19 protein-coding genes are annotated in these 18,437 nt (G+C 68.9%); 5 read left to right on the top strand and 14 right to left on the bottom strand.

Annotation, left to right across the window (positions count from 1 at the left end):
* Nucleotides 1–43: 43 nt before the first annotated feature.
* The 6 genes from VK682_RS06245 to VK682_RS06220 all read right to left on the bottom strand — a co-directional run bounded on the left by VK682_RS06245 (nucleotide 44) and on the right by VK682_RS06220 (nucleotide 5,662).
* Nucleotides 44–856: a phosphodiesterase gene (locus VK682_RS06245; RefSeq protein ID WP_230795849.1), complete on the bottom strand. Its 813-nt coding sequence runs from the start codon at nucleotides 854–856 to the stop codon at nucleotides 44–46.
* Nucleotides 856–1,887, bottom strand: coding sequence for an ABC transporter ATP-binding protein (locus VK682_RS06240; protein ID WP_230795851.1), 1,032 nt, complete (start codon nucleotides 1,885–1,887; stop codon nucleotides 856–858). The genes VK682_RS06245 and VK682_RS06240 overlap by 1 nt, the downstream gene beginning before the upstream one ends.
* Nucleotides 1,884–2,672, bottom strand: a complete 789-nt coding sequence (locus tag VK682_RS06235) for an ABC transporter permease (protein WP_089843166.1) — start codon at nucleotides 2,670–2,672, stop codon at nucleotides 1,884–1,886. The genes VK682_RS06240 and VK682_RS06235 overlap by 4 nt, the downstream gene beginning before the upstream one ends.
* A gap of 4 nt (nucleotides 2,673–2,676) precedes the next feature.
* Complete coding sequence (locus tag VK682_RS06230; protein ID WP_089843169.1) at nucleotides 2,677–3,480, bottom strand: ABC transporter permease; 804 nt, start codon at nucleotides 3,478–3,480, stop codon at nucleotides 2,677–2,679.
* Nucleotides 3,481–3,546: 66 nt separating this feature from the next.
* Nucleotides 3,547–4,542 (bottom strand): ABC transporter substrate-binding protein, encoded by a 996-nt coding sequence (locus VK682_RS06225; protein ID WP_089843172.1) that lies wholly within the window; start codon nucleotides 4,540–4,542, stop codon nucleotides 3,547–3,549.
* A 4-nt stretch (nucleotides 4,543–4,546) separates the two neighbouring features.
* Nucleotides 4,547–5,662 carry a LacI family DNA-binding transcriptional regulator gene (locus tag VK682_RS06220; RefSeq protein WP_230795852.1) on the bottom strand — a complete coding sequence of 372 codons (1,116 nt, stop codon included), beginning with the start codon at nucleotides 5,660–5,662 and terminating at the stop codon, nucleotides 4,547–4,549.
* Between the two features lie 250 nt (nucleotides 5,663–5,912).
* On the opposite strand from VK682_RS06220, the gene VK682_RS06215 reads away from it, so the two are divergent.
* A complete protein-coding gene (locus tag VK682_RS06215) occupies nucleotides 5,913–6,863 on the top strand; it encodes a class I SAM-dependent DNA methyltransferase (protein WP_230795853.1) in 951 nt (316 codons plus the stop codon).
* 30 nt (nucleotides 6,864–6,893) lie between these two features.
* On the opposite strand, the gene VK682_RS06210 is transcribed toward VK682_RS06215, so the two are convergent.
* The 6 genes from VK682_RS06210 to VK682_RS06185 form a co-directional block, all read right to left on the bottom strand.
* Complete coding sequence (locus VK682_RS06210; RefSeq protein WP_230795854.1) at nucleotides 6,894–7,805, bottom strand: autotransporter outer membrane beta-barrel domain-containing protein; 912 nt, start codon at nucleotides 7,803–7,805, stop codon at nucleotides 6,894–6,896.
* A gap of 30 nt (nucleotides 7,806–7,835) precedes the next feature.
* On the bottom strand, nucleotides 7,836–8,432 hold the full coding sequence (gene recR / locus VK682_RS06205) for a recombination mediator RecR (protein WP_230795855.1): 597 nt from the start codon (nucleotides 8,430–8,432) through the stop codon (nucleotides 7,836–7,838).
* Between the two features lie 25 nt (nucleotides 8,433–8,457).
* Nucleotides 8,458–8,802, bottom strand: coding sequence for a YbaB/EbfC family nucleoid-associated protein (locus tag VK682_RS06200; protein WP_089843189.1), 345 nt, complete (start codon nucleotides 8,800–8,802; stop codon nucleotides 8,458–8,460).
* A 111-nt stretch (nucleotides 8,803–8,913) separates the two neighbouring features.
* A complete protein-coding gene (locus tag VK682_RS06195) occupies nucleotides 8,914–9,270 on the bottom strand; it encodes a hypothetical protein (RefSeq protein WP_230795856.1) in 357 nt (118 codons plus the stop codon).
* 72 nt (nucleotides 9,271–9,342) lie between these two features.
* On the bottom strand, nucleotides 9,343–11,103 hold the full coding sequence (locus tag VK682_RS06190; protein ID WP_230795857.1) for a DNA polymerase III subunit gamma/tau: 1,761 nt from the start codon (nucleotides 11,101–11,103) through the stop codon (nucleotides 9,343–9,345).
* A 144-nt stretch (nucleotides 11,104–11,247) separates the two neighbouring features.
* A complete protein-coding gene (locus VK682_RS06185; RefSeq protein WP_230795858.1) occupies nucleotides 11,248–12,093 on the bottom strand; it encodes a DUF4394 domain-containing protein in 846 nt (281 codons plus the stop codon).
* A 220-nt stretch (nucleotides 12,094–12,313) separates the two neighbouring features.
* On the opposite strand from VK682_RS06185, the gene VK682_RS06180 reads away from it, so the two are divergent.
* Together VK682_RS06180 and VK682_RS06175 are read left to right on the top strand one after the other, a co-directional pair.
* Nucleotides 12,314–12,898, top strand: coding sequence for a protein-tyrosine phosphatase family protein (locus VK682_RS06180; protein ID WP_230795859.1), 585 nt, complete (start codon nucleotides 12,314–12,316; stop codon nucleotides 12,896–12,898).
* 84 nt (nucleotides 12,899–12,982) lie between these two features.
* Entirely contained in the window at nucleotides 12,983–13,891 is a 909-nt protein-coding gene (locus tag VK682_RS06175) for an alpha/beta hydrolase (RefSeq protein ID WP_230795861.1), read from the top strand.
* 201 nt (nucleotides 13,892–14,092) lie between these two features.
* On the opposite strand, the gene VK682_RS06170 is transcribed toward VK682_RS06175, so the two are convergent.
* Nucleotides 14,093–14,866, bottom strand: a complete 774-nt coding sequence (locus VK682_RS06170; RefSeq protein WP_089843199.1) for a DUF1013 domain-containing protein — start codon at nucleotides 14,864–14,866, stop codon at nucleotides 14,093–14,095.
* Nucleotides 14,867–15,004: 138 nt separating this feature from the next.
* On the opposite strand from VK682_RS06170, the gene VK682_RS06165 reads away from it, so the two are divergent.
* On the top strand, nucleotides 15,005–15,649 hold the full coding sequence (locus VK682_RS06165) for a ribonuclease T2 family protein (protein WP_230795862.1): 645 nt from the start codon (nucleotides 15,005–15,007) through the stop codon (nucleotides 15,647–15,649).
* A 401-nt stretch (nucleotides 15,650–16,050) separates the two neighbouring features.
* On the opposite strand, the gene VK682_RS06160 is transcribed toward VK682_RS06165, so the two are convergent.
* Nucleotides 16,051–16,698: a sulfotransferase family 2 domain-containing protein gene (locus VK682_RS06160; RefSeq protein ID WP_230795863.1), complete on the bottom strand. Its 648-nt coding sequence runs from the start codon at nucleotides 16,696–16,698 to the stop codon at nucleotides 16,051–16,053.
* 111 nt (nucleotides 16,699–16,809) lie between these two features.
* Between VK682_RS06160 and VK682_RS06155 the strand changes: the two genes are divergently transcribed.
* A complete protein-coding gene (locus tag VK682_RS06155) occupies nucleotides 16,810–18,435 on the top strand; it encodes an AMP-binding protein (RefSeq protein ID WP_230795864.1) in 1,626 nt (541 codons plus the stop codon).
* The last annotated feature ends 2 nt before the right edge of the window (nucleotides 18,436–18,437 follow it).

Below are 18,437 nucleotides of genomic sequence, written 5' to 3'. Positions count from 1 at the left end.
GTGGCGCGGCAGGACCGGCTCCGGCCCCGCCGTCACGCTTGGGTCAGTCAAAGGGCCATGGTCCGGAAAACCGGCCCAAGGGCAGCAGGGTGCTGGTCAGGCAGGGCCCCGGCACCTCGTGCCAGCGATAGAGGGTGACCGCGCCCGGTTCCAGCACCAGCCCCGGATCCCGCCCCGCGCGATGGTCCAGCGCCACGGCATGACAGGGGGCGGGCGCGATCTGGCAGGGGATTCGCCCGATCTGCCCGGTCACTGCCCGGTGCACATGGCCCGAGATCATCCGCACCGGGCCGGGATGCGCCTCCAGCCGGGCCATCAGCGCGGCCCCGTTATGCAGGTTGTCCGCATCCATCGCCGGAATCCCCGAAGGCAGCCACGGATGATGCGTGGCGATCACCGCAGGCTGGTCGCCAAGGGCGGTCAGGGCGCTGTCCAGAAACGCCAGTCCTTCGGCACAGAGACGCCCGTGATGCGCGCCCTCCAGCAGCGTGTCGAGCGCGATCACCGAGTAAGGGCCAAAATCCCGCTGCCAGTGTATCGGTCCCTCCGCAGGCAGCCACGATGCCCCGGCACAGGCCGCACGCATCGCGGCGCGCTGGTCGTGATTGCCCGGCACCGCCAGCCAAGGCAGATCGAGCGTCGCCATGATTTCGAGGAAATGCGCGTATTCCTCGGGGGTGCCGTGATCGGTCAGATCGCCGGTTACAATCGCGCAGGCGACCCCTTCCAGCAGCGGCAGCCGGTCGTTGATGGTGGCAACCGCCAGCCGCAGCGCGGTGGCGGTGTCGGAGCGGCCACAGACCAGCGCGCCCTTGGCGACGATATGGGGGTCGGTGATCTGGATGAAACTGGACATCAGGCGTGGTCTTCCGCAGGCAGGGACAGGAGCGCGTCGGGCGCGATGGACAGGCGCACGGCCTCGCCGGGTCTGGGCGCGCTGTGCCCGGCATGCAGCGCGGTCAAAAGGTCGGGGGCCGCCCCCGACAGCGCGAGGCGGTAATGGGTGCCCAGAAAGGTTACCGCCTCGACCCGGGCGGCCAGCGGGCCCTCGGGGTCAAGCCGGATATCCTCGGCCCGCACGAACACCTGCTGGCCCGCCGCGCCGGGGCGCAGCCGCAAAGCGCCGCCCGGCAGATGCAGGTGATCCCCGGAGACGCGCCCGCGCAGCGGCATCGCCCCGCCGACAAAGCGGGCGACAAAGCCGGAGGCCGGGTTGCGGTAAAGCGTCTCCGGCGTGCCGATCTGCGCCACCTGCCCCGCCCGCATCACCGCCACGCGGTCGGCGATGGCCATGGCCTCGTCCTGATCGTGGGTGACAAAGATCGCGGTGATGCCGAAGCTGCGCAGCAGCAGCGCCAGTTCGTCGCGCAGCTGGCCGCGCAGCGCCGCATCCAGCGCCGACAGCGGCTCGTCCAGCAGCAGCACCCGGGGGCGCGGCGCGATGGCACGGGCCAGCGCCACGCGCTGCCGCTGCCCGCCCGACAGCGCCGTGACCGCCCGGCTGGCATAGGGCTGCAGCTGGCAGAGCGCCGTGACCTCGTCGACCCGGGCGTCGATATCGGCCCGCGCCAGCCCCTGCATCTTCAGCCCGTAGCCGATATTGGCCCGCACCGACATGTTGGGAAACAGCGCATAGGACTGGAAGACCATGCCGATGCGGCGCCGTTCCACCGGCAGCGCCGTCACCTCCTCGCCGTCGAACAGCACCCGGGCGCCGGGATCGGGCTGTTCCAGACCGGCGATGATGCGCAGAAGCGTGGTCTTGCCACAGCCGGAGGGCCCAAGCAGCGACAGGATTTCGCCCGGCGCGATGGTCAGATCGGTGGGCAGCAGCGCCTTGGTGCCACCGGCAAAGGTCTTGGCGACGCGGGACAGGGACAGGGTCATGACAGGATCCTCTGGGCACGGGCGCTGGCCCATTGCATGGCCACCAGCAGCGGCACGATCATCACGAAGAAGACCAGCGTATAGGCGGAGGCGATTTCCAGCCGCATGGAGGCGTAGCTGTCCGCCAGCCCCACCGGCAGCGTTTTCAGATAGGGGGTGTGCAGCATCCATGTCAGGTTGAATTCCCCGATGGACAGCGTGACCACGGTCAGCGCCCCGGCCAGAATGCCCGGCAGGGCATTGGGCACCACGATGTCGACAAAGCGCCGCGCCGGACCGGCGCCCAGCGTGGCCGCCCCCTCCTCCAGCGTTTTCAGGTCGATGGCGGCCAGCACCGCCAGCACGGAGCGCACCATGAACGGCAGCGTGTAAAGCACATGGCCGACAAGGATGAAGGCCCAGCTGGTGCGGAACCCGCTATAGGATCCATAAAGCTGCAGCAGTGCCAGCGCCAGCGCCAGACCGGGAACGGCCAGCGGCAGCGAGATGAACTCCTCCAGCACGCGCGCGGCGCGACCGGGACGGCGGGCCAGCGCATAGGCGGCAGGCACGCCCAGCACCAGCGTCACCGCCAGACAGGCCAGCGCCAGCCAGATCGACAGCAGGATGCTGGAGGCGTAAAGCCCCCAGACCTCGCCCACCCATTTCAGGGTCAGGCCGGAGGACAGGCCGCGGAAATAGTTCACGGTCAGCCCCGCCAGCACCGACTGCACGATGGGCACCAGCAGGAAGGCGCAGGCCAGCAGCGTGACGGCGAGCGGGATCAGACGGGTCGGGTGTCGCATGTCCTTAGCCCCCCGCCGCCACGGTGCCGCCGGACAGGCTGCGCGCGAGCAGCAGCAGCGCCCATGTCACCAGCCCCAGCACCACCGACAGCGCCGAGGCCATGGCGATGTTCGCCGACAGGGTGAATTCGGTGTAGATCACCATGGGCAGCACGTCGATGTCGGTTGCCAGCGTGAAGGCGGTGCCAAAGGCCCCCATCGCGGTGGCAAAGGCAATGGCCCCCGCCGCGATCAGCGCGGGCGCCAGCGCGGGCAGCACCACATCGACCATCACCCGCCATGGCGGCGCCCCCAGCGTGCGCGCGGCCTCTTCCAGCGCGGGGTCGATCTTTTCCGCCGCCGCCATGACGGTCAGCAGCACGCGGGGGATCGAGAAATAGAGATAGCCCAGAAACAGCCCGGTGACCGAATAGGCAAAGACCCAGTGGCCGGGCAGAAGCTGGTTCACCAGACCCTGCCGCCCGCCCAGCAGGATGATCATGAATCCCACCACCACGCCGGGAAAGGCCAAGGGCAGCGTCAGGATCGACAGCAGCACCCGGCGCCCGGCAAAGCGGCTGCGTGCCAGAAACAGCCCCGCCGTGGTCGAGACGGCCAGCGCGGCGGCGGTCACCGCCAGCGACACCAGCAGCGTCTGGCCCAGCGTCGCGAGGTAACGCGGGGTGCGCAGGATGGTCAGATAGATCGCCCAGCCCTCGGCGCCTTCGCCGGAGGCAAGGACCAGCCGCACCAGCGGGATCGCCAGAAAGGCCAGCGCGAAGCTGGCGAGCGGCACGAGGCACAGCAGAAGAAAGGAACGGTGGCTCACAGCGGGGCTCCGGTGCGGACAGGGGGACGGGGCGATGCGCCGGGCACCGCCCCGTCGGGGTCGCGGTTACTTGACTTCGTTCAGGTAGCGCTCGCCAAAGGCGGCCTGCGCGCGCTCCATCTCGGCATAATCCACGGCCACGGCGCGCTCGTAATCGGCGGCGGGCAGGAACTTCTCGGCCACCTCGGCGGGCAGATCCACCGGGCGGGCGGGCTGCAGATAGGCATTGGTCCAGATCGCCTGCCCTTCATCCGACAGGATGAAATCCAGCGCGCGCTTGCCCGCCTCGGGATGGGGGGCATCGGCGACAAGGCTCATGACATAGGGCACGCGCACCGAACCTTCGCAGGGCAGGACGAACTCGAAGTTGCCGTCCTCCTCGTATTTGGCGCGATAGGCGTTGAAGTCGTAATCGAACAGGATCGGAATCTCGCCCGATACCACCCGCGCATAGGAGGTCTGCTTGGGCACCAGCGGGTCGTTCTGCGCCAGATCGTTGAAATAGGCGATGGCGGGGTCGAAATTGCCCAGATCGCCGCCAAAGGCCATGTTCGCGGCCACGGCACCGGCATAGCCCACAAAGGCCGAGGACGGATCAAGATAGCCCACCATGCCGCGATATTCCGGCTTGGTCAGATCGGCGAAACACTGCGGCACCGGCGCGCCCCCCAGCGCGTCGACATTCACGAACAGGCCCAGCGTGCCGTAATGCACGGCGAACCAGCGGCCTTCGGGATCCTTCAGACCGTCGGGGATCTCGTCAAAGCCTGCGGGCTTGTAGGGCTCCACCACGCCTTCCGCCCCCGCCTTGATGCCGGTGGTGACGCCGTAATAGGCCACATCCGCCACCGGGCTCGCGCGTTCGGCCAGAAGCTGGCTCAGGGTCTGGCCGGAGTTCTTGTTGTCATGCGGCATCTGGATGTCGGCCTGCGCATCCAGCGCGTCCAGCATCGAGGCCCAGTCCGCCCATTCCGGCGGGCAGTTGTAGCAGATGGCGTCTTCGGCCAGCGCGGGCATGGCGATCGCGGTTGCGAAAAGCGCCGAAAGAACAGTATGTTTCATCGGTTCATCCTTGTTTGAGATCGGTCTTGAGCGAGAGAACGGACGGCGGCCGGGGGGCAACCCGGTCGTCGTCGCGGCGATCCGCGCGGGGAGGTGCCAGCGTGGCCCCCGCGCGAAAGGTGAAGGGCAAGGGCGGCAGCTGCACCGGGGCGCCGCCCTGCAGAAGGTCCAGCAGCGTCAGCGCGGCCTGACGGCCCATCGCAGCGGGCTCGGTCTCGATCGTGGCCAGCGGCACGTCCAGCAGCCGCCCGATCTCGATGCCGTCGAACCCCACCACCGACAGGTCGCGCGGCACCCGCCAGCCCAGCAGGCGCGCGGCCTTCTGCACGGCGATGGCCAGAAAATCGTTCGAGGCGAAGATCGCGGTCAGTTCGGGCAGCGCGGCAAGGGTCTGCGCCAGCCGTTCGGGGGTATTGGCCTCGGCCTCGGTCAGCTCGATCAGCACCGGGTCGGGCAGGCCGCGCAGGCGGCATTCGGCCAGAAACCCGGCATAGCGGTTGCGCGAGCGGTCGGAACTGGCAAAGCGCAGCGCCAGAAACGCCGTGCGCCGGTGCCCCAGATCGCCAAAGCGGCGGGCGACCTCGCGCGCGGCGGCGCCGTTGTCCACATGGGCGGAGGGCAGGCCCGCCACCGGATCGTGGAACATCAGCGCCACAGGGATGCCGCGCGTCCGCGCCAGCGCAAGCGCCGCGCTGTGCTCCGGCGCCACCATGGTCACGATCAGCCCGTCGACCTCTTTCGCGATCAGCGTCGCGATGGCGTCATTGTCGGCGGCACCGTCATAATTGGAACTGGCGATCAGAAGCTGGTAGCCGGTGCCCGCCAGCACCGTCTGCAGCCCCTGAACCGCCTCGGCAAAGACCGGGTTGGCAAGCGACGGCACAAGGCAGCCCACCGTCATCGACCGGCTGCTCTGCAGCGCCCGCCCCAGCGCGCTGAAGGAAAAGCCAAGATCCTGCGCGGCCTTCTGCACCCGGCTGCGGACATCGGCGCTGGCGGGTCCGGAATTGTTCAGCACCCGGCTTGCCGTGGCGATGCCACAGCCCGCCCTGCGCGCCACATCCTTGATGGTGACCTTGGCCTTCACCTGCTCCACTCTCCGATATGGAAACGTTTCCATGTGGGGATACAGGCGATTCCCAACAGGAGTATGACGCCCGGCGGCAAACTTGGGCGCGGCGCGGCCCGACCGGACCCGCGCCCCTGCCCGCCCGCGTCACCGCGCCGCTGCCCGGCGCTCCGGGCGGTCTCTTGACAGGGCACGGGGGCAGGCGTAACGCGCCTTCCGATGCGCCATATTGCGGCGCAGCGTGTCGTCCGCCGCGTGGCCGGTTTCCGGCAAATGAGCGGGCCCTTTCGAAAGCGCGATCATGGTTGGAACGCCATTCCCTTCGGGCCAGCCGGATGCCGACCGGCGGGCCTCCTTTGCCGAAACGCTGGTGCATCTGGGCGATCTTGCGGGCGCCCTCGAGGTGCTGTCGGGCGCGCTGGATCTGGCGCCGGGCTGGGCGGCGGGCTGGTTCCGGCTGGGGGAACTGCACGAGATGGCGGGCGACCGCGTCGCTGCCATGGCAGCACTGGACCGCGCCGTGACCGCCGATCCGCGCGATCCGCTGGGCGCGGGGCTGAAGCGTGACCTGCTGTCCGGGCAGGCCGTGTCGGAAACCATGCCCCCCGCCTTCGTGGAGCTGCTGTTTGACCAGTATGCGCCCCGGTTCGAAGCCTCGCTGGTGGACCGGCTGGGCTATTGCGGCCCCGCATGGATCCTGCACGAGCTTGACCGCACCGGCTTTGGCCGGGCGGCCCGGGCGCTGGATCTGGGCTGCGGCACCGGCCTTGCCGGAGAGGTGCTGCGCCCGCGCTGCGACTGGCTGGAAGGTTATGACCTGTCGGGCGGCATGCTGGCCGAAGCGCAGGCCAAGGGGCTGTATGACCAGCTTGAAAAACGCGACATCGCCACGCTGGATCTGGGGCCTGCGCGCTATGATCTGATCGTGGCGGCGGATGTGTTCATCTATCTGGGCGCGCTGGAACGGATCATCGGCTGGTGCGCCGGATCGCTGGCGCCGGGCGGGCGGCTGGCCTTCACCGTCGAACTGGGCGAGGCGCCGGTGACGCTGCGCGAAAGCCGCCGCTTTGCCCATTCGCGCAGCTATGTGGCGGGCCTGATGCAGGATGCGGGCTTTGGCGCGGTGCAGCTGGCCGAAGGCGTGCTGCGTCAGGACCGGGGCGCGGGCATCGTCGCGCTTTGCGTCGTGGCGGGGCACAGCGCCTTCAGCTACGACCGGGAAGGCGACGGCGAAACCGAGGCGCTGGCCTGACACCGGCCCGGAACCGGCCTGACCGGCGCGCTAGAAGCCGTAGCGCGCCGTCACCGCAAGACCCAAGGCGCCGCCGCTGTCCTGCCGCGCCTCGATCCGGGCGGCAGGGTGCGCGCCCCCGCCCAGATCAAGCCCCAGCGCCAGCCGGTGACCCGACAGCAGGTCGGTGGGCTCCACCCGGCGGGAGAGCCCGTCCCTGGCATAGTCAAAGCTGTCCTGCTGCCCGCCAAACGCCTCCCATGCCGCATAGGGGCGCAGCGCAAGGCCGTGGTGGCGCATCGGTGCGCCAAGCTCCACATGCAGCGCGGTGGCGGTGCTGGCGTGGTCGTCCACCCGGCCCTGCAGCCCGTTCAGGGCGTAGTCGCGGGTCTGATGGTGGATCACATCCGCCGCCACCCGCAGGTCAAGCCCGGTGCCCGGCGTCATGCCCTGCCGCAGCATCCGGTCCGCGCGCAGGCTGAGCCCCAGCAGACGGCCATCATGATCGGCGCTGCCGGTGGCAAAGCCCGGGCTCGACAGCTTGTTATGGGTGCGCCCGACAAAGACCGCCGCGCCATAGTGCAGCCCGGCCCGCTGCCCGGCATAGGCGGCGCCAAGGAAATAGGACCGGATGCGCGCCTCGTGCAGGTCATCCTCCAGTTCGGACCGGCCCTGCGCATAGCCGATGAACGGCGTCACGCCATTGGCAAAGCCCCAGCCGGTCACCAGCCCGCGATCGGACAGGATGCTGTCCTGCGCGCCCGAGGGGCTGACCTCGCCCCGCGCCAGAAAGCCCCCCGCAAAGGCGCCCCGCTGCCGCGCGTCGAGCGCGGTCTCGCCGATGCCGCGCCCGATGTCGCGCGCCAGCAGATCCATCTGCGACAGCGGCGCAGGGTCAGGCAGCGTCTGCGCCCCCGCCGCCAGAGGCAGGGCAAGCAGACCGGCAAGGATCAGGAATTTCATGAATCGTCTCCGCAACCAGAAGCGGCGCGGTCAGATCCGCCGCCGCGCGTTGAGGGCGGCGGTGATGGTGCCGTCGTCCAGATAGTCAAGCTCGCCGCCGATGGGCACGCCCTGCGCCAGAGACGACAGCGCCACCCGGCCCGCAAGCTGGTCGGCGATATAATGCGCGGTGGTCTGGCCGTCCACCGTGGCATTCAGCGCAAGGATCACCTCTGTCACCGCTTCCGCCTCGATGCGGGTGACAAGCTGCGGAATCCGCAGCTCCTCCGGCCCGACCTGATCCAGCGCCGACAGCGTGCCGCCCAGCACATGATACCGCCCGCGGAAGGTGCCGGAGCGTTCCATGGCCCAGAGATCCCCCACATCCTCGACCACGCAGAGCAGGCCATTGGCGCGGCGCTCGTCGGCGCAGATGTTGCAGATGTCCCCGGTGCCCACATTGCCGCAGTTGAGGCATTCACGCGCGCTGGCCGCCACCTCGGTCATCAGTTCGGCCAGCGGCTGCAGCAGCTGCGCGCGCTTGGCGATCAGATGCAGCACCGCACGCCGCGCCGACCGCGGGCCAAGGCCCGGCAGCCGGGCCATCAGCTCGATCAGCGCCTCGATGGGGTCGTTTCTGCGGCTCATGCGGGCAGGCCCGTGCGGTGCCCGTTCAGAACGGCAGCTTCATGTCCGCAGGCAGGCCCATGCCTTCGGTCAGCTTGCGCATCTCTGCCTCGGCAGCTTCCTGAGCCTTGGACTGCGCGTCCTTGACGGCGGCAAGGATCAGATCCTCCACCACTTCCTTGTCATCGGCATTGAAGATCGACGGATCGATGTCCAGCGCCTTCAGCTCGCCCTTGGCGCTGGCGGTGGCCTTGACCAGCCCGGCGCCGGATTCACCGGTGACGGTCATCGCCTTCAGATCTTCCTGAAGCTGCGCCATCTTGCCCTGCATGTCCTGCGCGGCCTTCATCATCTTGGCCATGTCGCCAAGACCGCCCAAACCCTTCAGCATGTCATCTCTCCTGTCTGCGGCCCCAGCCGGGCCTGCCTGTCTGGTGCCCCGACCGGGGCTTGCCCCCTAGATACGGGGGCGGGCGCGCTGCGGCAAGGGCGGGGGCGCCGATCAGTCGGTATCGCGGCCCGCCATCTCGTCCAGAAGCCGCGTCGCCAGCAGCGCCACGCCGCCCAGAATCAGCGAGCGCCCGATCTGGTCGGTGATGTTGGTGGGGGCAAAGGGTTCGATCTGGTCGCGGGTGGTCTGGGCCGCGCGGCGCAGCCGCGACCGGCGCGGCAGATCGCCGAACTGCTTGGCGCGCGGCACATGGGCAAAGCGCGGCTTGGCCTTCAGCAGAAAGACCCCCACCGCCAGCAGCCCGCCTGCGAACAGCAGCGGCCCCAGCCGTTCCGTGCGCGAGGCAGGCAGGGCACGGTCCCGCAGGCGGGTAAGGTCGGGCAGCGCGGGACGGCTGGGCAGCTTCATGGCGGCATCCTTTGAATGAGGGGCATCAGGGTTGATGCTCAACCCGCAGACCCCGCCCTGCGTTCCCTGCGCTTATTCCTCGAAAGGATCCCACTCATCCTCGACCTCGGGCAGCGCGTCCTCGGCGGCCTGCTGCGCCTCGGCCTCGGGGGTGTGGATGCGCACGATCCGCGCCTTGGGAAACACCGCCAGCGCCGCCAGCACCAGCGGATGCTTCTCCGCCTCGGCCTTCAGCGCCAGATCCGCCGCGTCGCGCTTTTCCACCACCGTGGGCGTGGTGCAGCCGTTGACCACCGACACCCCCCAGCGCGTGCCGGTAAAGCGCTGCAGCGCGCTGCCAAGCCGCTGCGCCAGATCGGGCGCCGCCCCGTCGGCGGGGGTGAATTCGATGCGGCCCGGCTGATAGGCGGCCAGCCGCAGGCCGCTTTCCACCTCCACCAGCAGCTTCACGTCACGGTTGGCGCGGATCAGCTCCAGCACGTGGTCAAAGCTGGGATAGCGCGCCAGCGCCTGATCGGCGGCCACGGCCAGCACCGCCGACCCAGCCAAGGCCGAAGGCCCCGCAGGTGCTGCATGGCTGGGCTGCGGCGCGCGGCCCATGGCCTGCGCAGCGCCACCCTGCGCCTGAGCGCCGCCGCCCCCTCCGCCGCCGCCCGGACCCGAAGGCGGGGGCGACTCCTGCAGCCGCCGCAGCAGATCCTCGGGCGAGGGCAGTTCGGCCACATGGGTCAGCCGGATCACCGCCATTTCGGCGGCCATCATCGCGTTGGGGGCCTGCCCCACCTCGTCCAGCGCCTTGAGCAGCATCTGCCACATGCGCGTCAGCGCCCGCATCCCCAGCCCTTCGGCCAGCGCCAGCCCGCGGCTGCGTTCATCCGGCCCGATGGTCGGATCCTCCGCCGCCTCGGGCGTGATCTTGACCACGGAAATCCAGTGGGTGATCTCGGCCAGATCGCGCAGCACCGCCATGGGATCGGCGCCATCGGCATATTGCTGCGACAGTTCGGTCAGCGCGCCGGGCGCATCGCCGCGCATGATCTTTTCGAACAGATCCATGACCCGGCCCCGGTCGGCCAGCCCCAGCATCGCGCGCACCTCGTCGGCGGTGGTCTCTCCGGCGCCATGGCTGATCGCCTGATCCAGCAGCGAGGTGGCATCGCGGGCCGAGCCTTCGGCGGCGCGGGTGATGAGCGCCAGCGCGTCATCGCTGATCTGCGCCCCCTCGCGCCCGGCGATGCGGCGCAGCAGGTCGATCATCACCTCGGGCTCGATCCGGCGCAGGTCGAAGCGCTGGCAGCGCGACAGCACCGTGACCGGCACCTTGCGGATCTCGGTGGTTGCAAAGATGAATTTTACATGCGCGGGCGGCTCTTCCAGCGTCTTCAACAGCGCGTTGAACGCGCTGGTCGACAGCATGTGCACCTCGTCGATGATGTAAATCTTGTAGCGCGCCGAAGCCGCGCGGTAATGCACGCTGTCGATGATCTCGCGGATGTCGTTGACGGAGGTGTTGGAAGCCGCGTCCATCTCCATCACGTCGACATGGCGGCCCTCCATGATCGCGCGGCAATGCTCGCAGACGCCGCAGGGATCGGTGGTGGGCCCGCCCGTGCCATCGGGGCCGATGCAGTTCATGCCCTTGGCGATGATCCGCGCCGTGGTCGTCTTGCCGGTGCCACGGATGCCGGTCATGATGAAGGCCTGCGCGATGCGGTTGGCCTTGAAGGCGTTCTTCAGCGTGCGCACCATCGCCTCCTGCCCCACCAGATCGGCGAAGGTCTCGGGGCGGTATTTGCGGGCGAGCACCTGATATTTCGGGCTGTCGTCGGTCATGGGCAACCTTCCTGCGGAGTTGCGCGGAAGGTAAGGGACCGGGCGCCCGCCGTCCACCGCATCGACGGGAGGAAAACGCGAGACGCAGGCGCCCGGTGAACCTGCGCGCCAAGGGATCAGGCGCGCAGAGCCGTGGTGACGGGATTACATCGCGGGCGCGACGGCAAAGCCGGTGAAGCCGCCCATGCCCAGATCGGCCTGCATCGTGGCAGCACCGGTGGCAAGGTCGATCTCGTAAAGCCCTGCGGTGTCAGCGCCTTCCATCTGCAGGATGGCCCAAGCCATGTCGGTGCCCTCTTCCGGCGACAGGATGTCCATGCCACCCCATGCCGACAGGTCGACCTCGGCCCCGTCCACGGTGACCTTGCCGATGGTCATCAGCGTGCCGTCATTGTTGGCAAGGCTCACCAGCGCGTCGGTTTCGGCATCCAGCGCAAACTGCGCGGTGCTGCCTGCCTTGGCGCCGGAAATGGCGTTGGTATAGGCATTGGCAAAGATCATCGGCTCGGTGCCGGCATGCGCGTCACCCTCGGCGTAATAGGCATCGGTGAAGCGGCGCACCGATCCGGCGCGCTCGTCGCCATCGCCAAAGCCTGCGGGGAAATACACAAGGTTGTCGCCCGCGCTGGACACGGCGCGCACGGCGTCGATGGCATTGTTGAAATCGAACGCGACCTTGGCGCCGTCGGCGATGGTGGCGTCTTCCATGAAGCTCGCCTCAAGATCGGTCAGCGCGCCGGTGGCGGGGTCGATGCCATAGATGGTGCCCGCGCCCAGACCCAGCAGCTCGCCGGTGACGGGACGCCATGCGATGGCGTGCAGCATGGTGTCAAGCTCGTGGGTCTCCACGGTGGCGGGATCGGCGGCATCGGGCATCACCACAAGGGTCATGCCATCTTCGGCAAGGGCAAAGCCCATGGCGGCGGCCTGATCCTGCGCCAGCGCGGGGGTGGCGCCGGCAAGGGCAATCAGGGCTGCGGCGTGTGTCATGCGAAAGGTCATGGGGATCCTCGTCATCAGGGTGCTTCAGGTCAGTAAGGGCAGCCGCCTGCTTGGCCAGCCGCCCGACACACGAACACACGCAGCGCCGCGCCACGAAGTTTCAGCGCGGCGCCAAGTTTCTGCGCGGCCTGCGGAATTTGGCCCGCCGAATCGGCTGGGACGGGGGCGGCGGTCGTGTATCATCCCGCCCGGAGGAAGGGAGAAAGTGATGGAACACGGCAACGGGCCGCGCGTGCGCAGGCTGGCCGAGCCCCGGCTTGGCCCGGGCTCTGGCGGCGGTGCGTCGGTGATCCATGCGGTGGCGGTGGGGGGCGGCATCCTCGCGCTGGCGCCGCTGCCCGGCGATGGCGGCGACTACCATGGCGATCTCGACCATATCGCAAGCTGGGCGCCCGCCTTTCTGCTGACGCTGGCCCTGCCCGAGGAACTGTTCGCGGCGGGCGCCATGACGCTGGGGCAGGACATTCAGGACCGGGGCAGCCGCTGGCTGCACCTGCCGGTGCGCGCGGGCGACACCCCCGACCCCGCCTTCACCCGCAGCTGGCCAGAGGCCAGTGCGCGGATGCGCCGCGCCCTGATCGGCGGCGGGCGGGTGCTGGTGCATGGCCGGGGTGGGCATGGGCGGTCCGGCATGGTGGCGCTGCGCCTGATGATCGAGACGGGCGAGGTGCCGGACACCGCGCTGGCGCGGCTGCGCGCCATCCGCCCCGGCGCCGTGGCCACCCGGGCGCAGCTGGACTGGGCGCGCGCCGCCCGGCGCGAAACCCCGCGCGGGCCCCGGCCTGCGGTCTGAGCCTTTTCACCGTCCTGCGACCTGCGCTAGGACGATGTCTGCCAGCAGCATGAGCCAGCCCCCACCCTTGCCGGAGCGAGCCCCATGCCTCTTTGCCGCCGCAGCTTTCTTGCCGCCCTCGCCGCCTTCGCCGCCCTCGCCCTGCCCCCGGCCCGTCTGGCCGCGCAGCCGGTGCCGCAGGTGGTGGATTATCCGCTGTTTGAAACCCCGCCCGCCACGCACCGGCTGGCGCAGACCGATCTGCGGATCGACGGGCTGGGCTACCGGATCTTCACCGCCTGCCCGCTGGGCCAGCCCCCCGCCGCAGGCTGGCCGTCGCTCTGGATGCTCGACGGCAATGCCGCCTTCAGCCGACTGAACGCGGCGGATCTTGCGGCGCATCCCGGGCTTGCGGTGGTGGGGATCGGCTATCCGGTGGACACGGCGGTGGACGCGCGCGCCCGGTCCCGCGATTACACGCCCCCCGTCGCCCAGTGGCCCGAAGGCGATCCGGCGCAAAGGCGCCCCACCGGGGGCGATGCCGCCTTTCGCGCACGGCTGCTTGGGCCGATTGCCGGGGCGGTGGCGCAGGGGATGCCGCTTGATCCCGCCGCGCGGACGCTCTGGGGCCATTCCTATGGCGGGCTTTTCGTGCTGGGGACGCTCTTCGCCACACCCGAGGCATTCCGGGCCTATGTCGCGGTCAGCCCCTCCACCCATTTTGGCGGCGGCGCGCTGGCCGGAGCCGAAGCCCGCGCCCGCGCCCGCACCGGCGCTCCGGCGCGGCTGCTGATCCAGCTCGGAGACCGCGAATACCGGCGCGGAACCGAGGCGCCCGCCACACCGCGCCCGGCCCCGCAGACCATGGAGCTGGCCGAAAGACTGGCGCGGCGCGCCGATCTGGTTCTGGAACTGGAGGTGTTCGAGGGGCTGGGCCATGGCGCGACCTTCGCCGCCAGCTTCCCCCGCGCCTTCGCAGTGGCGCAGGACGGGGACCAGCCTCCGGTCCCGTAACCGCCCCCGCGCACCGCTGATCCGGTGTCAGCGGAGCGCCAGCGCGAATCCGCCGCGCCCCGTGCCAGTTGCAGTCTCTTGAGAAAGGGGAAGGTCCAGACCCGGGGTTCCCAAGGGCCGCGCCACCGCCCCGAACGGACGGCAGCGCAATCGCCCCATGACAGGGGCGGCCCGGCCCTTGGACCGGGCCGGGCGCACGGCTCAGCGCCGCGGAGTGTCGTCTTCGTCTTCGTCCTCGTCGTCATCCGACCCGGCGGGCAGGTTGAAGAAGCTGTCCGCATCCGCGAAATCCGACGGGCCACGGGTGTCTTCCTCGTCTTCGCCGCGCGGATCGGACAGCGAGAACGTCTCCAGCCCCTCGATGGCCGTGGGCAGGCGCGGTTCGGTCTCCATGCCAAGGCTCTGCGAGGTCGAGACCAGCTTGCGCCGCTCGTCATCGGTCATCACCTCGTCACGCGACTTGGCGGCCTTGGCGACGGCAGCATCCAGCTCCGACTGGCGGCACAGGCCCAGCGCCACCGGATCAATGGGCTGCATGTTCTGGATGTTCCAGTGGGTGCGCTCGCGGATGGTCTGGATGGTGGGCTTGGTGGTGCCGACCAGCTTGGCGATCTGGCTGTCCGCCAGTTCGGGATGGAATTTCACCAGCCACAGGATGGCGTTGGGCCGGTCCTGACGCTTGGACAGCGGGGTGTAGCGCGGACCGCGCCGCTTGTCCTCGTCGACGGCGGCGGGATTGTATTTCAGCTTGATCTTGTGCAGCGGGTTCTTTTCCGCCTTCTCGATCTCGGAGGCCTCGATCTGGTTGTTGGCCACCGGATCAAACCCCTTCACGCCCCCGGCCACGTCCCCGTCAGCGATCCCCTGAATCTCCAGCTCGTGCATGCCGGTCAGATCCGCGATCTGCTTGAAGGTCAGCGTGGTGTTGTCGACGAGCCAGACGGCGGTCGCCCTCGAGTGCAGCAGTTTGGCCATGGATATGCTCCTTGCAAATCTTCTCCCCGCCCCCAAGGCCTGGGCCTCGGGAGGTCCCGGAATGTTTCCGGGACGGGTTTCCGTTGTCGGGGAACTTCAGGCTTATATAATTGCGCAGGACAAAAGAGGAAAGAGAAAATGCGCTGGTGCCTTCTGCTGCTGCTGACAGCCCTGCCTGCCCGCGCCGAGGGAGAGCGGCCCGGCCGCTTCGACTATTACGTGCTGGCGCTGTCCTGGTCGCCGACATGGTGCGCGCTGGAAGGCCGGGCCGAAGGCTCGCCGCAATGTGACCGCGCGCTTGGCTGGGTGCTGCACGGGCTCTGGCCGCAGAACCGGCGCGGCTGGCCCTCCTATTGCCCAAGCCCGCATCCCGCGCCCGACCGGCGGCAGACCGCCGCCATGGCCGACATCATGGGCACCTCCGGGCTGGCATGGCACCAGTGGCGCAAACATGGCAGCTGCACCGGGCTGCCCGCGACCGAGTATTTCGCGCTTTCGCGCCGCGCCTTCGAAAGCCTTGCCAAACCCGCAGCGCTTGACCGGCTCGCCGCTCCCGTCACCCTGCCCGCAACGCTGGTGGAGGAGGCCTTCCTGCAGGCCAATCCCGGCCTTGCACCCGACATGCTGACCATCACCTGCCGCGCAGGACGCATTCAGGAAGCGCGCCTGTGCCTGTCAAAAGATCTGGAGCCGGTGCCCTGCGGTCTGGATGTGGTCAAGGACTGCCAGCTTCGCGACGCCCTGCTCGACCCGGCGCGCCCGGCTGAAACGCCCCGCCCATAAATGCCTCCGGCGGGGATATTTTTAGCCAATGGAAACCAGATCGGCATCAATTCCCTGAACTGCGCCGCGGGTCGGCTGACGATCCCATGGCTGACTGAAGCCATTGTTGCTCAGGATCCCCTCTGCCATCGCAGTCCCGCAGCTGGCGCGCGGTTGAAGAAAACGGCGCGCCGCGCCCAGTTCTGCACATTTTGTTAACCTGACTCGCAGATGCTCTGGGCACGGTACAGGCGGGGACGCCGATGACCGTGCCGATGGAAGCCAGTGGCTTCTCTCAGCCCGCCTCTCGCCGAGGCGGGCTGTTTCAGTCCAACCCGTCGTTTCCATTGGCTAAAAATATCCCCGCCGGAGGCATCCTGCCGCAGCCGCAGGCGCGCGGGCTGGGGAGTGGCGCGGCGGGGTCAGCCGAAGCTGTAGCCGAAGCGGGCGATGTCTTCGGCGCAGATCTCGGCGATGCGGGCAGCGCTCTCGGGTGTGTAGTAGCCACGGTAATCGGCGCGGCGGTCCGAGCGGTTTTCGTGCGTCATGCGCGGGAGAAAGCCCAGATGGCGGGCCAGCGGCGCCATGTCCTCCTCCAGATGTTCTAGCCGGATCCACAGCCCCGCGCGGTCCTGTCCCGAAGCGTCGCGCAGGTAGCGGCCATAGGGCCAGGCCCGCAGGCGGGCAGCGGTATCTGGATGGCTGACGAAGCCGGCAAAGCTCAGCTGGCGGGCCAGCGTCACGGCGGGATGGGCGAAGTGCTGGACGCGCAGCCAGTGGTAGTAGCTCACCACCCGGTCCCACGGGTTGCGCACCAGCGCAAAACACAGGAGCCCGTCCAGATCGGCCGCCGTCACCACCCCATCGATCTCGGCGAGGCCGGAATGTTTCCAGAGCCGCCCCGCCGGCTGCAGCACCTTCAGCCGGGCACGGCGGCGCTGCGCCTTCGGCGTGTCGCCGATCAGGATGTCATCGGGCCGCGCTCGCGCCTCCAGCGCGAGCGCCAGCGCCGTGCCGCCGGTCTTGGGGATATGCACGAAGATGTAGCCGCGGCCGCGAGAGATGATCATGCCCCGCAGACTATCCCGGCCCGCGCCACGCGCAAACGGATCGTTCACGGCTCTTTCCCAAAGCGCCCTGCCCGCGCATAGTGTCTGCGGAGCAGGGAGGAGACCACCACCATGGGCTGGCTTGCCGACGAGACCGGGCTGGAGAAATGCGCGGCGAACCATGTGCCGCTGACGCCGCTGTCCTTTCTGGCCCGCGCGGCGCGGGTGTTTCCCGACCATGCCGCCGTGGTCTATGGCAGCCACCGCAGGAGCTATGCCGAGCATCACGCGCGGGTCAGCCGTCTGGCCTCGGCGCTGGCGCGGGCAGGGATCGCGCCGGGCGATGTGGTGGCGACGCTGCTGCCCAACATTCCCGCGCAGGCGGAGGCGCATTTTGGCGTGCCCGCCTGTGGCGCCGTGCTCAACACCATCAACATCCGGCTGGATGCGGACACGCTGGCCCATATCCTTGACCATGGCGGGGCCAAGCTGGTGCTCTGTGATCCGCAGATACTGCCCCGTCTCGCCGAAGCGCTGGAAATCATGACAGGGCCGCCGCCCCGGGTGATCGAGGTTGCCGATCCGGTGGCGGGCATCGCCGCCTATGGCGATTACATGGACTATGAGGAGTTTCTGGCCAGTGGCGATCCGGCCTTTGACTGGATCCTGCCGCAGGATGAATGGGAAAGCCTTGCGCTCAACTACACCTCCGGCACCACGGGGCGGCCCAAGGGCGTGGTCTATCACCATCGCGGCGCCTATCTGAACGCCATGGGGCAGGTGCTGTCGTGGCGCATGGTGCTGCATCCGGTCTATCTGACCATCGTGCCGCTGTTTCACTGCAACGGCTGGTGCCACACATGGATGATGCCCGCCATTGGCGGGACGCTGGTCTGCTGCCGTGACATCACCGCGCGCGCCATCTATGCCGCCATTGCCGACGAAGGTGTCACGCATTTTGGCGGCGCGCCCATCGTGCTCAACATGCTGGTCAACGCCCCCGCCGAGGAACGCCGCGCCTTCGGCCATGTGGTCGAGGTGTTCACCGCCGGGGCGCCCCCCGCCCCCGCCACGCTGGCCAAGATCGAGACCATGGGCTTCAGCGTCACGCAGGTTTACGGGCTGACCGAAACCTACGGGCCGGATGTGGAATGTATCTGGCGCAGCGACTGGGACAGCGGGCCGGCGCCGGAGCGCGCGGCGCTCAAGGCGCGGCAGGGCGTGGGCATGCCCTTCATGGAGGATGTGGCCGTCATGGCGCCGGATCTGACCCCGGTGCCCGCCGATGCCACCACGCGGGGCGAGATCCTGCATCGCGGCAACGGCGTGATGAAGGGCTATTACAAGGCGCCGGAGGCCACGCGCGAGGCCTTTGCCGGGGGCTGGTTCCATTCCGGCGACATCGCGGTGCGCCATGCCGACGGCTATGCCCAGATCGCCGACCGCGCCAAGGACATCATCATTTCGGGCGGCGAAAACATCTCCTCGGTGGAGGTGGAGAACACGCTGATGGGCCATGACGCGGTGCTGCTTTGTGCCGTGGTCGCCAAGCCGGATGACCGCTGGGGCGAGGTGCCCTGCGCCTTTGTCGAGCTGAAACCGGGGCACGATGCCAGCGCTGCGGATCTGATCGCCTATGCGCGGCAGCGGCTGGCCGGGTTCAAGACCCCGAAATTTGTGGTGTTCGAGGATCTGCCCAAGACCTCTACCGGCAAGATCCAGAAGTTCGAGCTGCGGGCGCGGGCGCGGATGCTCTGAGC

Source organism: Salipiger marinus, from assembly GCF_035481585.1.
Taxonomy (GTDB): domain Bacteria; phylum Pseudomonadota; class Alphaproteobacteria; order Rhodobacterales; family Rhodobacteraceae; genus Salipiger; species Salipiger marinus.
The sequence above is the reverse complement of the archived record's forward strand: the minus strand, read 5'-3'. Positions and strand labels throughout refer to the sequence as shown.